Raw genomic sequence first — 13,665 nt, forward strand, 5'->3', positions numbered from 1 at the left:
TCCTTCAGACGGATCGCCTCTTCCACCGCGATCTCGTCGAACGGGTTCATCGACATCTTCACGTTCGCGAGGTCAACCCCCGAACCATCGGCCTTAACACGAGCCTTGACGTTGTAGTCAATCACCCGCTTGACCGGAACGAGAACCTTCATCGTCCGTTTCCTTCTTCTTGCCATTGCTTGCCCGGCCGGCAGGGTGGTCCCGCCGGCCGGCGGGGTCGGGCGGCGAAACTAGCTGCCGGTGAAATCCGCCTTGCGCTTCTGGACAAAGGCGGTGATCCCCTCGCGCGCATCGGCAAAGCCGGCGGCCTGAGACAGCGACACCGCCTCGAGCTCGAGCTGCTCGTCGAGGCTGCGGCCGAGGGCGCCGGAAAAGCAGCGCTTGATCATGCCATAGGCGCGGGTCGGCCCCTGGGCCAGACGCCGGGCCGTGGCCTCGGCCGCGGCACGGACCTCGGGCAGCGGGTGCAGGTGGTCGACCAGCCCGGCGGCCTGCGCCTCACCGGCCGAGATGGTTTCGTTGCACAGGATGAAGCGCCGCGCCCTTGCGATGCCCATCCGCTCGGACAGCGACACGGTGGTGCCGCTGTCGGCGCAGAAGCCGATGGCGGGGAAAGCGGCGGTGAACCGGACCGAATCGGCCGCGTGGATCACGTCGGCAAAGGCCATCATCGACACCGCGCCGCCGGCGACGCCACCCTCGACCGCGCAGACAATCGGCGCGTCCATGCGGCGCAGCCGGGACAGCGCGGTGTGGAAATCCGAGGTCCAGTCGAGCACCAGCCGGGGCAGCTCGTCGATGCGGTCCTTGAAGCTGTTGAGATCGCCGCCCACGGAAAAGAACCGCCCCTCGGCCGTCAGCAGCACCGCGCGCACGCCGGGCGCGGTCATGAGGATGCCCGAGAGTTCGAGCAGCTCGGCCCCCAGCGTCGCGTCGATGGGATTGCCGCGATCGGCCTGGCACAGGGTCACCCTTGCAAGCCCGTCCTCCATCGTCATCCTGATGGACTGCCCCTGGAACTCCATGCCCCCTCCTCCGGTGCTTGAGCTGTGATGCGGGGACCAGCCTAGACGATGGCAAACAGATATGCAATCATATAGTATGCTAGCAATTGATTTGCCGGCGCGCAGGGCTGGATAAGGGCGGGACGGATGACAAGCGAAACCGGTTTCAAGCTACCCGCGGCAGACCGCTGGTTCGAGCATTATCGCCCCGGCGACCGCTATCGGTTCGGCCCGGTCGAGGTGACCGAGCAGGAGATCATCGAGTTCGCCCGCCGCTACGATCCGCAGTCGTTCCACATCGATCCGCAGGCGGCCGCGGCCGGGCTCTATGGTTCCATCATCGCCTCGGGGTGGATGACGGCGGCGCTGATGATGCGGCTGCTGGTCGACGGGTTCCTGCCGTCGCGGGCGGGGCTTGCGGCGCCGGGCTGCGACGAGCTGCGCTGGCTGCATCCGGTGCGGCCGGGCGACCGGCTGTGGCTGCGGGTCGAGGTGCTGTCCGCGCGGCTGTCGCAGTCGAAGCCGGACCGGGGCATCGTCTCGTTCCGCATGGAGGGCGAGAATCAGGACGGGGTGGCGGTCTATCGCATCATCGCGACCGGCATCTACCTGCGCGCGCCCGCCGCGGGCTGAGCGCGCGCATATTCCGGCGCTTCCCGCATTCTGGGAATTGACGCATCCGGTATGCATGTGCACTATATTGTAGCACACTATATTTGTGCCGGCACTGCCGTCTGCTGGGAGGACAAGACATGACCACGCAACCGCCGGAACTTATCGAGTTCCGATATGAGCTGCTCGAGGACGGCATCGGCCATCTGGTCTTCGATATGCCGGGCCGGACCATGAATGTCTTTTCGAATCGCGCCATCCACGAGGCCGAGGCGGTCGCCGACTGGCTGGGAAGCAGCGGGCTGCGGGGGCTGGTGATCTCTTCGGGGAAAACCACCGCCTTTTGCGCGGGGGCCGATCTGGGCGAGCTGGCACAGGCCTATGCGATGATCATCGCCGCCCCTGAAGACCAGCGCTGGCAGATCGGGCGCGACCATTTCGCCCCCATCGGCCGCGCCTTCCGCAAGCTGGAAACCGCGGACGTGCCGGTCGCCTTTGCGATCAACGGGCTGGCGCTGGGCGGCGGCTGCGAATTCGCGCTGGCCGGGCATTACCGGGTGCTGGCCGACACGCCAGCGACCGCGCTGGGCCTGCCCGAATCGCTGGTCGGGCTGCTGCCGGGCGGCGGCGGCACCCAGCGGTTGCCGCGGCTGGTCGGGATCGAGGCGGCGATGCCGGTGCTGCTGGACGCGGCCCGCTTTACCGCCGCCGATGCGGTCGCCGCCGGGGTTGCGCATCGCGTCGTGCCTGCCGGGCAGGAAATCGCAGCCTGCGTGGAATGGATCCGGTCCGGTCCCCAGCCGAAACAGCCCTGGGACCGCGCAGACTACCGCATCCCCTCGGCCGAGGAGGTCGCGGCCCGGCTGGCAGGGCTGCGCCGTGCCCGGCAAGAGGAAACCGGCGGCCATTACCCGGCGATCACCGCGATCCTCGATTGCGTCGAGTTCGGCCTGCCGCTGCCGATGGATGCGGCGGTCGGCAAGGAAATCGACATCTTCGCCGATCTGATCAAGCGCCCCGAGCCGCGCGACATGATCTCGAGCCTGTTTCTGGGCAAGCAGACCTGGCAAAAACAGCGCAAGAGCGGCGCCTTGCCCGAGGTCTACGACAGCATCGCCGCAGCCATCCGCCAGAGCTGGGCCAATGTGGCTGCCCGGTTCGAGCCCGCCGATGTCGAGGCCGCGGCCCGCTGGGCGCGGCTGTCGGCGACGATCCTGCCGGGCGGGCCGGTGCAGCCGGTCTCGGCCCGGGTGCTGGGCGAGCATCCGGGCATCGCCCCCACCGGCATCTGGATCGACGCGCCGCAGGGGCAGGATCAGGTCATTGCCGGCGCGCTGCTGGGCGCGGCCGTGGTCGCGGCGCTGGAACACGGCCGGGATCTGGATGCCGACAGCCGCCGGGCCGCCGATTTCCACAGCATCAGCGCCGCCGGCTTCCCCGCATATCTGGGCGGCCCCTTCGCGCTTTACGATTCCATCGGCAGCGACGGCGTCCGCCGCCTGATCGCCCCGATCGCCAGCTGACGCGGCCGCACCGCAGCCGCCGCTTTCGCAGCCATCGCCCCGGGGGTGGAGGGGCGCTGCGCCAATTCATGGGAGGGATACACATGACCCGATTCGACCTCGCCGCGCACAGGCGCAAGCTGCGCGACCAGGGCCACTGGACGGATGAGCATTATGACGATTTCCTGCGCCGGGCGCTGCAGGACCACCCCGACAAGCTGGCGGTGGTCGGGGATCGCGCCTCGGGCGTGGTCCGGCTGACCTTCCGCGAGCTCGAGGACCGCATTGCCCGCGCCGCCGGCGGCCTGCGCAAGCTGGGCGTGGGCAAGGGCGACGTGGTGGCGCTGCAGATGCCCAACTGGTGGGAGTTCGTGGTGGCCGTGCTGGCGACCCAGCGGCTGGGCGCGATCACCAACCCGCTGATGCCGATCTTCCGCGAACGCGAGCTGCGCTTCATGCTGGGGTTTGCGCGCTGCAAGGTGTTCATCGTGCCGCAGGGCTTCGGCTCGCTGGATCTGGTCAGCACCGCAAGGCTGCTGCGCGACGAGCTGGACCACCTGGACCATGTGGTGGTGGCGAACGGCACCGGCCCCGACAGTTTCGAGGCGCTGCTGGAGTCGGGCGAGCGCGTCGAGCTGCCGCCCGCGGGCACGCCGCCCGTCACCGATCCGGGCGAGGCGTCGATGCTGATGTACACCTCGGGGACCACCGGTTCGCCCAAGGGAGTGCAGCACACCGTCAACAGCATGGTGAACGCGGCCCGCAGCATGACCGAGCGCGGCCATCTGACCAATGACGACGTGCTGCTGGTCGGCTCGCCCGTGGGCCACATGCTGGGACTTGCGGCCGGGGTGCTGCTGGCGATCTTCAACCGCGCCACCATGGTGCTGCAGGAAAGCTGGAACGGCCGCCATGCACTGGAACTGATCGACGAATACAAGGTCACCTTCAGCGGCGGCGCCACCCCTTTCCTCGCCGATCTGGTGCGCGAGGTTCAGGCCGGCGCCCCGCGTCCCGAAACCCTGCGGCTGTTCCTGTGCGCCGGCGCGCCGATTCCCCCGGTGCTGGTGCGCCAGGCCAGCGAGGTGCTCGGCACGACGGTGACCTCGGTCTGGGGGATGACGGAAAGCCTGGCCTCGACCATGACGGAGCCCGAGCGGGCGGGGCAGCTGTCCGCGACTTCGGACGGGCGGCCGGTGGCGGGGATGCAGGTGAAGGTGGTCGACGATTCCGGCCGGACGCGGGCGGCGGGTGAGCGCGGGCGCCTGCTGGTGCGCGGCGCGCAGCTGCATATCGGCTACATGGGCATCCCGCCCGAGGATACCTTTGACGCCGAGGGGTGGATGGATACCGGCGATCTGGCCTATGGCCTGGCCGACGAGGATTGCGCCGGCTATATCCGCATCGCCGGCCGCACCAAGGATGTCATCATCCGCGGCGGCGAGAACATCCCGGTCGTCGAGATCGAGAACCTGCTGGTCGAACACCCCGCCATCACTATCGCCGCGCTGGTCGGCTATCCCGACGAGCGTCTGGGCGAGCGCGCCTGCGCCTTTGTGGTGGCGGAAAACGGCGCCTCCGTGTCGCTGGACGACCTGCGCCTGTGGATGGACGAGAAAAAGGTCGCCAAGCAATACTGGCCCGAGCGTATCGAGATCATTCAGGCGATGCCCCGCACCCCCAGCGGCAAGATCCAGAAGTTCCTGCTGCGCGACATGCTGCAATCCTGAGCGGATCACCGGCGCAGGCGGCCCCGCGCTGCCTGCGCCCAGGCCTGCCCGGCGGGGACAGGCAGAAATGGGGCGAAAAATGGCTAATAACACCGAAACTGCCGCGGGATTCCCGCCGGGATGGACGCTGCTGGACCTGGAGTTCGGGTTCGCCCGCAGCTTCGGCCCGGTCGGCTTCCGCGAGACCGCGGACCAGCAGCTTGAGCTGGGCTTCCGCTGCGGGGACCGCCATCTCAACCCCTTGGGAATATGCCACGGCGGCGCGATCGCGGCCTTTGCGGATTACGCCGCGCTGGGCGCGCAATATGCCGTGGGGCTGTCCCGGATCGTCACCCCCACGGTCACGCTGTCCATCGACTTTCTGCACCCGGTCCTGTCCGGGCAATGGGTGACCGCGCGGGTCGAGATCACCGGCCTGACCCGGAAGATGTGCTTCACCCAGATGGTGGCGCGGGTGGAAAACACCCCGGTGATGAGCGCGCGCGGCATCTTCAAGGTCTCGACCCGGGGCGAGCTGATCGGCCATCCGTTCTACCTGAGATGCGCCGAACTCTGGCCCTCGCGGGTGGACATCGACCGCGAACAGGAGGGGTGAGGCACGGGGCCGGGAAGCGGCGTTGCGGGATTGTTTGTCCGGCTGCGTCATCGGCTGTTGCCGGTGCCAAGCGTCGCGGTTGCCCTCAGTCCGCAAGGTCGCTGTGCAGCCGAGGATGATGGCGTTCATCAGCACGGCGTTCCACGCCTGCTTACCCGGCTCCTCGCAGGTTTCTCGCCTCCGTGGGGCGTAAGGGGCAGGCAAACTCCGGTGATTGGAGCCGCAGGCCGGTCCGGTCGGGTAGCTGGGCGGAGCCCTTTTCGCAGGGTAGCGAGGATTTCCGCGTGCCGGGGCTTTATCGTACCTCGTGCGGACCGGCCCGCCGGCCGGACACCGGCTTACTATGCCTAGCCCTCGTAGAAATTAACCCTGCCGTCGACGGTTCGGTCGCGATGGACCCGGATGCCGTAGAGTCGCGACAGGTTTGCGGCGGTCAGCGCCTGCTCTACGCGGCCCGCCGCGACCACGCCGCTGCGGAGAACCGGGGCGCAGCTTCTACCTGACCACCCGCATGACGTTCTGATCGTCAGCCGGCGGCGGGGGGATCCGTTTCCCCGGACGCAAGCGGCTTTCCCGCCCCGGCCTGCGCCGGCGGCGGGATCAGTACCCCGGTGGCATATTGCCCGTCGGCATGGCCGGACTGCGCCCGCCGGTATTCGGTGGGGGTCAGCCCCAGCTCTGCCTTCATGGTGCGCGCCAGATGCGGCGCGTCGCAGAAGCCGCAGGCCAGCGCGACCGAGGTCAGACTGTCCGAGCTCGAGCGCAGCCGCCGCAGCGCCTTGTCGATGCGCAGCTCCAGATAGACCTGGCGCGGCGAGCGTTTCAGATCGGCCCGGAAGCGGCGCTCGAGCGTGCGGCGCGGCACCGCCAGTTCCCGGGCCAGATCGTCGATGGTCTTGGGCATCTCGATGTTCTGCTGCATCCGCAGCACCGCGCGCTTGACCAGCGGATCGGCGGCCCGCTGCGCCAGCTGCTGGCCGGGCTGGGGGCGCTCTCCGCTCAGCGCGTCGTCGATCATCATGATGTTCAGGCTCTTGATCGCGGCGGACTGGCCGATATGGCGCTGGACCAGGAACGCCGCCAGATGCGCCGCGCCATGCCCGCCCGAGCAGGTCATCCGGTCGCGGTCGATCACGAAGATCTGGTCCGAGACCGGGGTCTCGGTGTCGAAACGGTCCAGGAAATCCTGATGGTGGAACCAGCTGACGCAGCAGCGGTAGCCCTGCAGCAGCCCGGCCTCTTGCAGGATGAACACGCCGGTGCACAGGCCGATCAGGGGCACGCCCGCGGCCGCGGCGGTGCGGATGTAGTCCAGCGCCTCGTCGCTGATCGGGCGATAGTCGCCGATCAGCCCGCCGACCACCACCAGATAGTCATAGCCGCCGCTGTTGCGCAGCCTTGTGTCGGGCTGGACGCGGATGCCGCAGCTGGACCGGATGGGGGACTGGTCGTGCGACAGCACCGACCAGTCGCACAGGATCGGGCGCGAATTGTCGGCCTCGTCCGCGGCCAGCCGCAGCACGTCGACGAAATTGGCAAAGGCCGACAGCGTGAAGCGGTCGGCCAGCAGAAAGCCGATGCGCAGCCGCTTCTGCGGCAGGGGGGCAGGGCGGGTCATGGCGCAATCATCCAACGTCTCTGGCGCATATATTCCATCCTGGCCCGCCGCTCCAGCGTAGATTGCACTGTATCCCTAGAGTTGGCGGCCGGACATGACACGCTTCAGCGCATTTTCTTTGGTAAGGAACGCCCTGACCGGGCATAAGCACTGGACCGAGCAATGGCCCGAAAGCCAGCCCCGGGCGGAATACGACGTGGTGATCGTCGGCGCCGGCGGGCACGGGCTGGGCGCGGCCTATTACCTGGCCAGGGAACACGGCATCACCAATGTCGCGGTGATCGACAAGGGCTGGCTGGGCGGCGGCAACACCGGCCGCAACACCACCATCATCCGCTCGAATTACCTTTACGACGAAAGCGCGCGGCTGTTCGACCACGCCGTGGACCTGTGGGAAAACCTCAGCCAGGAGCTGAACTACAACGTCATGTATTCGCGGCGCGGCGTGCTGATGCTGGCCCATAACGTCCATGACGTGCAAAGCTTCAAGCGGCATATCCATTCCAACCGGCTGAACGGCGTCGACAACCGCTGGCTGACCACGCAGGAATGCAAGGACTACTGCCCGCCGCTGAACATCTCGCCCGACGCCCGCTATCCGGTGATGGGGGGCGCGCTGCAGGAACGGGCCGGGACCGCGCGGCATGACGCGGTGGCCTGGGGCTATGCGCGGGCGGCGGCGGCGCGCGGCGTGGACATCATCCAGAACTGCCCGGTGACGGCGATCCGGCGCAATCCCGATGGCTCGGTCGCCGGGGTCGAGACCGCCAAGGGCTTCATCAAGGCCAAGAAGGTCGCGGTCTCTGCCGCCGGCAATACCAGCGTGGTGATGGACAGTGCGGGCGTGCGGCTGCCGCTGGAAAGCTATCCGCTGCAGGCGCTGGTCAGCGAGCCGGTGAAGTCCTGCTTCCCCTGCGTGGTGATGTCGAACGCGGTCCACGCCTATATCAGCCAGTCCGACAAGGGCGAGCTGGTGATCGGCTCGGGCACCGACCAGTACACCAGCTACAGCCAGCGCGGCGGGCTGCCGCTGATCGAACACACCATCGCCGCGATCACCGAGGTGTTCCCGATCTTCAACCGGATGCGGATGCTGCGCAAATGGGGCGGGATCGTGGACGTGACCCCCGACCGCTCGGCCATCCTGGGCAAGACGCCGGTCAAGGGGCTTTACGTCAACTGCGGCTGGGGCACCGGCGGGTTCAAGGCGACGCCGGGGGCCGCGCATGTGCTGGCCTGGACCGTCGCCAAGGACGAGCCGCACCCGATCAACGCGCCCTTCACGCTGGACCGTTTCCGCACCGGCCGGCTGATCGACGAGGCCGCCGCCGCCGCTGTGGCGCACTGAGGATCCCGACCATGCTTCTGATCCATTGCCCCTATTGCAACGAGACCCTGCCCGAGGCCGAGTTCACCTATGCCGGCGAGGCGCATATCGTCCGGCCGCCGGACCCCTCGGCGCTGTCCGACGACGAATGGGAAGGGTTCCTGTTCATCCGCAGCAACGTGCGCGGCCCGCATTACGAACGCTGGCGGCACATGCACGGCTGCGGCCGCTTCTTCAACGCGGTGCGCGATACCGTCAGCGACCGCTTCCTGACCACCTATCCCGCAGGTCAGCCGCGCCCGGATCTGGCCTCTCTGACCGCAGCTTCGGAGCCCAGCAAATGAGCCAGTATCGCGTCCCCGGCCGCGGCCGGGTGGATACGTCGCGCCCGGTGAACTTCACCTTTGACGGGCGCAGCTACCGCGGCGCGCAGGGCGATACCGTCGCCTCGGCGCTCTTGGCCAACGGCGTCCACCTGATGGGCCGGTCGTTCAAGTATCACCGCCCGCGCGGCGCCATCGCCGCCGGTTCCGAGGAACCCAACGCCCTGATCGGCACCCGCCGCGGCCCGGGCCGGTTCGAGCCGAACACCCGCGCCACCGTGCAGGAGATCTGGAACGGGCTGGAGACCACCTCGCAGAACAAGTTCCCCAGCCTGAAATGGGACGTGGGCGCGGTCAACGATGCCGCCTACATGATGTTCTCGGCCGGGTTCTACTACAAGACCTTCATGTGGCCGAAAAGCTTCTGGAACAAGGTCTACGAGCCCTTCATCCGCGCCGCGGCGGGGCTGGGCGTCGCCCCGACCGAGGAAGACCCGGACCAATACGCCTCGCGCTATCTGCATTGCGACCTGCTGATCGTGGGCGCGGGGCCGGCGGGGCTGGCAGCGGCACGGGCGGCGCTGGCCGAGGGGTTGAAGATCGTCATGGTGGACGAGAACGCGGAACCCGGCGGCACGCTGCTGTCCGAACCGCAGGCGCGGATCGACGGCCGCCCGGCGTGGGACTGGCTGGCCGCAGAGATCGCGGCGCTGAAGGCGGCGGGCGTGCGCATCATGACCCGCACCACCGCCATCGGCTATTACCACCAGAACATGCTGGGCCTGTGCGAGCGGGTGACCGATCACCTGCCCTCCCTGCCCGCTGACACCCCGCGCGAGCGGATGTGGCGGGTGCGGGCGCGGCAGGTGGTGCTGGCGCAGGGCGCGCTGGAAAAGCCGCTGGTGTTCCACGGCAACGACCGCCCGGGCGTGATGCTGGCCGGCGCGGCGCAGACCTATCTGAACCGCTACGGCGTCAAGGTCGGCAATGCGCCGGTGGTGGTGACCAGCCACGACAGCGCCTGGTATGCGGCCTTCGACCTTCAAGCGGTGGGCGCGCGGGTGCAGGCCATCGTGGACACCCGCCCCCATGTCCGCGAGGATCTGGTGAACGAGGCGCGCGCGCTGGGCATCCCGGTCAGGCTGTCGCATACGGTGACGGCGACCTCGGGGCGGCTGCGGATCAGCGGCGTGCGGGTGAACCCGGTCAGCGGCGCGACGGTCGGCGCGGGCCAGCAGATCGGATGCGACGCGCTGCTGATGTCGGGGGGCTGGACGCCCTCGCTGCATCTCTTCTCGCATACGCAGGGCAAGCTGGCCTGGGACGACGATCTCTCGACCTTCCTGCCCGACTGGACGCGCGAGGATTGCGTGATCGCGGGCGCGGGCCGCGGGCTGTGGGGGATCGAGGCGGCGCTGAAGGACGGCGCCGAGCGTGGCCGCGAGGTCGCCGCCGCCCTTGGCAAGCCCGGCAATCCCGTCGCGCTGTCGGTAGAAAACGACCGCCCCGGCAGCGGCGTGTCGATGAAGGAACTGCCGACCGACCGCAACCCGGGCCGCGCCAAGGCTTTCGTCGATTACCAGAACGACGTGACCGCCAAGGACCTGCGGCTGGCGGTGCGCGAAGGCATGCGCTCGATCGAGCATGTGAAGCGCTACACCACCAACGGCATGGCGACCGATCAGGGCAAGATGTCGAACATCAACGGCCTGAACATCGCCGCCGACGCGCTGGGCCGGCCCGCGCCGCAGGTCGGGCTGACCACCTTCCGCCCGCCCTATACGCCGACCACCTTCGGGGCCTTTGCCGGCTATCAGCGGGGCGCGCATTTCGAGGTGACGCGCAAGACCCAGATCGACCCCTGGGCCGCCGCGAACGGCGCCGTCTTCGAGCCGGTCGGGCAATGGCGCCGCGCCTGGTATTTCCCCAAGGCAGGCGAGGACATGGAGGCCGCGGTGCGCCGCGAATGCCGCGAGACGCGGGCCAGCGTCGGCATCTTCGACGCCTCGACCCTTGGCAAGATCGAGGTGGTCGGCCCCGATGCCGTCACCTTCATGGAGCGGATGTATACCAACCCCTGGGCCAAACTGGGCGTCGGGCGCTGCCGCTATGGGCTGCTGCTGGGCGATGACGGCTATATCCGCGACGACGGCGTGATCGGGCGCATGGCGCAGGACCGTTTCCACGTCACCACCACCACCGGCGGCGCCGCGCGGGTCATGAACATGATGGAGGATTACCTTCAGACCGAATGGCCCGATCTGGATGTCTGGCTGACCTCGACCACCGAACAGTGGTCCACCATCGCGCTGAACGGCCCCAATGCCGCCAAGCTGCTGGCCCCCTTCGTCGAAGGGGTGGAACTGACCGAGGACGCCTTCCCGCATATGTCCTGCGTGCAATGCACCGTGGCAGGAATGCCTGCGCGGCTGTTCCGCGTCAGCTTCACCGGCGAGATCGGGTTCGAGGTCAACGTGCCCGCCCCCATGGGCGCCGCGCTGTGGGAGATCCTGTGGCAGGCGGGCCAGCAATACGGCATCGTGGCCTACGGGACCGAGACGATGCACGTGCTGCGCGCCGAAAAGGGCTACATCATCGTCGGCCAGGACACCGACGGCACGGTCACGCCCTTTGACGCCGGCATGGGCTGGGCCGTGGGTAAGAACAAGCCCGACTTCGTGGGCAAGCGCGGTCTGGCGCGGCCCGACCTTGCCGCCAAGGGCCGCAAGCAGCTGGTCGGGCTGCTGACCGAGGACCGCTCCAAGCTGGAAGAGGGCGCGCAGATCGTCTTTGACCCGCGACAGCCGGTGCCGATGACGATGGTGGGGCATGTGACCTCGTCCTATGTCTCGGACGCGGTCGGCCGGCCCATCGCGCTGGCGCTGGTCGAGGGCGGGCATGACCGGATGGGCGAGACCGTCCATATCGCGATGCCCGACCGCGTCATCGCCGCGAAAATCACCGGGACGGTCTTTGTCGATCCCGAAAACTCCCGCCTGAAAATCTGACCCGGAGGCGAAGATGAGCATCCAGATTTCCTCGCTGACCCCCGGCGTCCTGGTGGAAACCCGCGCCGCCCGGGTCAGCACCCAGCCCGCGCCGGGCCGCCTGTCCCTGCGCGCCCGCAAACCCGCGCTGCCCGCGCTTGGCGCCGCCCTTGGCCTGACCCTGCCCGAATGCATCGGGCAGCGGGCGGCGGGCGACGGGACCGAGGCGATCTGCCTTGGCCCCGACGAATGGACGATCCTGACCTCTGCCGACTTGGTGGCCGGACTGATGGCCGCCAGCGCGGGCGTGGACCAGCCGCACAGCCTGGTCGACATCTCGGGGCGCGAGGTGACGCTGCGCATCGACGGTCCCCGCGCGGCCGAGCTGCTGAGCCTGGGCTGCCCCCGCGACATCGACGGGATCGCCGTGGGCGAAGGCCGCCGCACCGTCTTCGACGGCGCCACCGTGGTGCTGTGGCGCGATGCGGACAACAGCTTCCGCATGGATATCTGGAACAGCTTCGCCCCGCATCTGGCCCAGCTTCTGGACATCGGGGCGCGCGAACTGGCGGCCGAATCGGCCTGAGCTTTCGAAAGGACAATCCACATGTTTGACCGCCTTCCCAAGACCACCATCTCGGACGCGGTGATCGCCGCTGCGGTGGCCGAAGAGCTGGACCGCCAGCAGCACCAGATCGAGCTGATCGCCTCGGAAAACATCGTCTCGGCCGATGTGCTGGCGGCGCAGGGTTCGGTGCTGACCAACAAATATGCCGAAGGCTATCCCGGCAAGCGCTACTACGGCGGCTGCGAATTCGTCGACAAGGTCGAGGAAGTCGCCATCGACCGGCTGAAGCAGCTGTTCGGCGCCGGTTTCGCCAACGTCCAGCCACATTCGGGCGCGCAGGCCAATCAGGCGGTGTTCCTGGCGCTGCTGCAGCCGGGCGACCGGATCATGGGCCTGTCGCTGGCCCATGGCGGCCACCTGACCCATGGCTCGCCGGTCACCATGTCGGGCAAGTGGTTCGACGTGGGGTCCTATGAGGTCGAGCCCGACACCCATGTGCTGGACATGGAAAAGGTCCGCCAGCGGGCGCTGGAAACCCGGCCCAAGCTGATCGTCGCCGGCGCCTCCGCCTATCCGCGCAAGCTGGACTTCGCCGCCTTCCGCAAGATTGCCGATGAGGTCGGCGCCTATCTGATGGTCGACATGGCCCATTACGCCGGGCTGATCGCGGGCGGGCATTACCCGAACCCGGTGCCGCACGCGCATGTCACCACCTCGACCACGCACAAGACCCTGCGCGGCCCGCGCGGCGGGGTGATCCTGACCAACGACGAGGCGCTGGCGAAAAAGCTCAACAGCGCCGTGTTTCCCGGCAACCAGGGCGGGCCCCTGATGCATGTCATCGCCGCCAAGGCCGTGGCCTTCGGCGAGGCGCTGCGCCCCGATTTTGCCGATTATGCCGGCCGGGTCATCGCCAATGCGCAGGCGCTGGCGGCGGTGCTGAAAGAGGGCGGGCTGGGCATCGTCTCGGGCGGGACCGACTGCCACATGGTGCTGGTGGACCTGCGGCCCAAGGGCGTGACCGGCAAGCTGGCCGAGATCGCGCTGGAGCGTGCGGGCCTGACCTGCAACAAGAACGCCATCCCCAACGACCCGGAAAAACCCTTCGTCACCTCGGGCATCCGCCTGGGCAGCTCGGCCGGGACCACCCGCGGCTTTGGCGAGGCGGAGTTCCGCAAGATCGGCGCCCTGATCCTGCGGGTGCTGGATGCGCTGTCGCAAAACCCCGAGGGCGACGCGGCGGTCGAGGCCGAGGTACGGGCCGAGGTCCGCGCCATCTGCGGGGCGTTCCCGATCTACGGCTTCTAGGCTGCGGACTCATAATTCCGCATCCAGAGCCTTGAGCATGCCATGAGGACGGCGGCGAGGTAGTTTTGCGCTGTCTTTTCATATCTGGTGG

Annotated in this window: 11 protein-coding genes and 1 pseudogene; 9 read left to right on the forward strand and 3 right to left on the reverse strand. The window is 68.3% G+C overall.

Going from position 1 to position 13,665, the window contains the following annotated elements; translation table 11 throughout:
• Together BUB57_RS16040 and BUB57_RS16045 are read right to left on the reverse strand one after the other, a co-directional pair.
• A pseudogene (locus tag BUB57_RS16040) lies at positions 1–152 on the reverse strand (electron transfer flavoprotein subunit beta/FixA family protein); the annotation flags it as partial.
• A gap of 78 nt (positions 153–230) precedes the next feature.
• A complete protein-coding gene (locus tag BUB57_RS16045) occupies positions 231–1,025 on the reverse strand; it encodes an enoyl-CoA hydratase/isomerase family protein (RefSeq protein ID WP_073068847.1) in 795 nt (264 codons plus the stop codon).
• A gap of 126 nt (positions 1,026–1,151) precedes the next feature.
• On the opposite strand from BUB57_RS16045, the gene BUB57_RS16050 reads away from it, so the two are divergent.
• The 4 genes from BUB57_RS16050 (at position 1,152) to BUB57_RS16065 (ending at position 5,443) form a co-directional block, all read left to right on the forward strand.
• The gene (locus BUB57_RS16050) at positions 1,152–1,637 is read left to right on the forward strand and encodes a MaoC family dehydratase (protein ID WP_073068848.1); all 486 of its coding nucleotides are present in this window, start codon (positions 1,152–1,154) and stop codon (positions 1,635–1,637) included.
• A 119-nt stretch (positions 1,638–1,756) separates the two neighbouring features.
• Positions 1,757–3,139 carry an enoyl-CoA hydratase-related protein gene (locus BUB57_RS16055; RefSeq protein ID WP_073068849.1) on the forward strand — a complete coding sequence of 461 codons (1,383 nt, stop codon included), beginning with the start codon at positions 1,757–1,759 and terminating at the stop codon, positions 3,137–3,139.
• Between the two features lie 83 nt (positions 3,140–3,222).
• Positions 3,223–4,848: an AMP-binding protein gene (locus BUB57_RS16060; protein WP_073068850.1), complete on the forward strand. Its 1,626-nt coding sequence runs from the start codon at positions 3,223–3,225 to the stop codon at positions 4,846–4,848.
• A gap of 79 nt (positions 4,849–4,927) precedes the next feature.
• Positions 4,928–5,443: a PaaI family thioesterase gene (locus BUB57_RS16065; protein ID WP_073068851.1), complete on the forward strand. Its 516-nt coding sequence runs from the start codon at positions 4,928–4,930 to the stop codon at positions 5,441–5,443.
• Positions 5,444–5,969: 526 nt separating this feature from the next.
• On the opposite strand, the gene BUB57_RS16070 is transcribed toward BUB57_RS16065, so the two are convergent.
• On the reverse strand, positions 5,970–7,061 hold the full coding sequence (locus BUB57_RS16070) for a GlxA family transcriptional regulator (protein WP_143159768.1): 1,092 nt from the start codon (positions 7,059–7,061) through the stop codon (positions 5,970–5,972).
• A 94-nt stretch (positions 7,062–7,155) separates the two neighbouring features.
• Here BUB57_RS16070 and BUB57_RS16075 point away from each other — a divergent pair, with 94 nt between their 5' ends.
• From BUB57_RS16075 to glyA, 5 genes are read left to right on the forward strand one after another with little or no spacing between them, the layout of a single operon-like run.
• Positions 7,156–8,409, forward strand: coding sequence for a sarcosine oxidase subunit beta family protein (locus tag BUB57_RS16075; RefSeq protein WP_073068852.1), 1,254 nt, complete (start codon positions 7,156–7,158; stop codon positions 8,407–8,409).
• Between the two features lie 11 nt (positions 8,410–8,420).
• Positions 8,421–8,732 carry a sarcosine oxidase subunit delta gene (locus tag BUB57_RS16080; protein ID WP_073068853.1) on the forward strand — a complete coding sequence of 104 codons (312 nt, stop codon included), beginning with the start codon at positions 8,421–8,423 and terminating at the stop codon, positions 8,730–8,732.
• On the forward strand, positions 8,729–11,719 hold the full coding sequence (locus BUB57_RS16085; protein WP_073068854.1) for a sarcosine oxidase subunit alpha: 2,991 nt from the start codon (positions 8,729–8,731) through the stop codon (positions 11,717–11,719). The genes BUB57_RS16080 and BUB57_RS16085 overlap by 4 nt, the downstream gene beginning before the upstream one ends.
• 13 nt (positions 11,720–11,732) lie before the next feature.
• Complete coding sequence (locus tag BUB57_RS16090) at positions 11,733–12,284, forward strand: aminomethyltransferase family protein (RefSeq protein ID WP_073068855.1); 552 nt, start codon at positions 11,733–11,735, stop codon at positions 12,282–12,284.
• Between the two features lie 21 nt (positions 12,285–12,305).
• Positions 12,306–13,574 (forward strand): serine hydroxymethyltransferase, encoded by a 1,269-nt coding sequence (gene glyA, locus BUB57_RS16095; protein WP_073068856.1) that lies wholly within the window; start codon positions 12,306–12,308, stop codon positions 13,572–13,574.
• Positions 13,575–13,665 lie beyond the last annotated feature (91 nt).

The sequence above is a fragment of the Paracoccus solventivorans genome (assembly GCF_900142875.1).
Taxonomy (GTDB): domain Bacteria; phylum Pseudomonadota; class Alphaproteobacteria; order Rhodobacterales; family Rhodobacteraceae; genus Paracoccus; species Paracoccus solventivorans.

What these genes read in the sequence shown, in the direction of transcription:
- BUB57_RS16045 (WP_073068847.1), bottom strand. Translation starts at nt 1,025, where the DNA reads ATGGAGTTCCAGGGGCAGTCCATCAGGATGACGATGGAGGACGGGCTT.
- BUB57_RS16050 (WP_073068848.1), top strand. Translation starts at nt 1,152, where the DNA reads ATGACAAGCGAAACCGGTTTCAAGCTACCCGCGGCAGACCGCTGGTTC.
- BUB57_RS16055 (WP_073068849.1), top strand. Translation starts at nt 1,757, where the DNA reads ATGACCACGCAACCGCCGGAACTTATCGAGTTCCGATATGAGCTGCTC.
- BUB57_RS16060 (WP_073068850.1), top strand. Translation starts at nt 3,223, where the DNA reads ATGACCCGATTCGACCTCGCCGCGCACAGGCGCAAGCTGCGCGACCAG.
- BUB57_RS16065 (WP_073068851.1), top strand. Translation starts at nt 4,928, where the DNA reads ATGGCTAATAACACCGAAACTGCCGCGGGATTCCCGCCGGGATGGACG.
- BUB57_RS16070 (WP_143159768.1), bottom strand. Translation starts at nt 7,061, where the DNA reads ATGACCCGCCCTGCCCCCCTGCCGCAGAAGCGGCTGCGCATCGGCTTT.
- BUB57_RS16075 (WP_073068852.1), top strand. Translation starts at nt 7,156, where the DNA reads ATGACACGCTTCAGCGCATTTTCTTTGGTAAGGAACGCCCTGACCGGG.
- BUB57_RS16080 (WP_073068853.1), top strand. Translation starts at nt 8,421, where the DNA reads ATGCTTCTGATCCATTGCCCCTATTGCAACGAGACCCTGCCCGAGGCC.
- BUB57_RS16085 (WP_073068854.1), top strand. Translation starts at nt 8,729, where the DNA reads ATGAGCCAGTATCGCGTCCCCGGCCGCGGCCGGGTGGATACGTCGCGC.
- BUB57_RS16090 (WP_073068855.1), top strand. Translation starts at nt 11,733, where the DNA reads ATGAGCATCCAGATTTCCTCGCTGACCCCCGGCGTCCTGGTGGAAACC.
- glyA (WP_073068856.1), top strand. Translation starts at nt 12,306, where the DNA reads ATGTTTGACCGCCTTCCCAAGACCACCATCTCGGACGCGGTGATCGCC.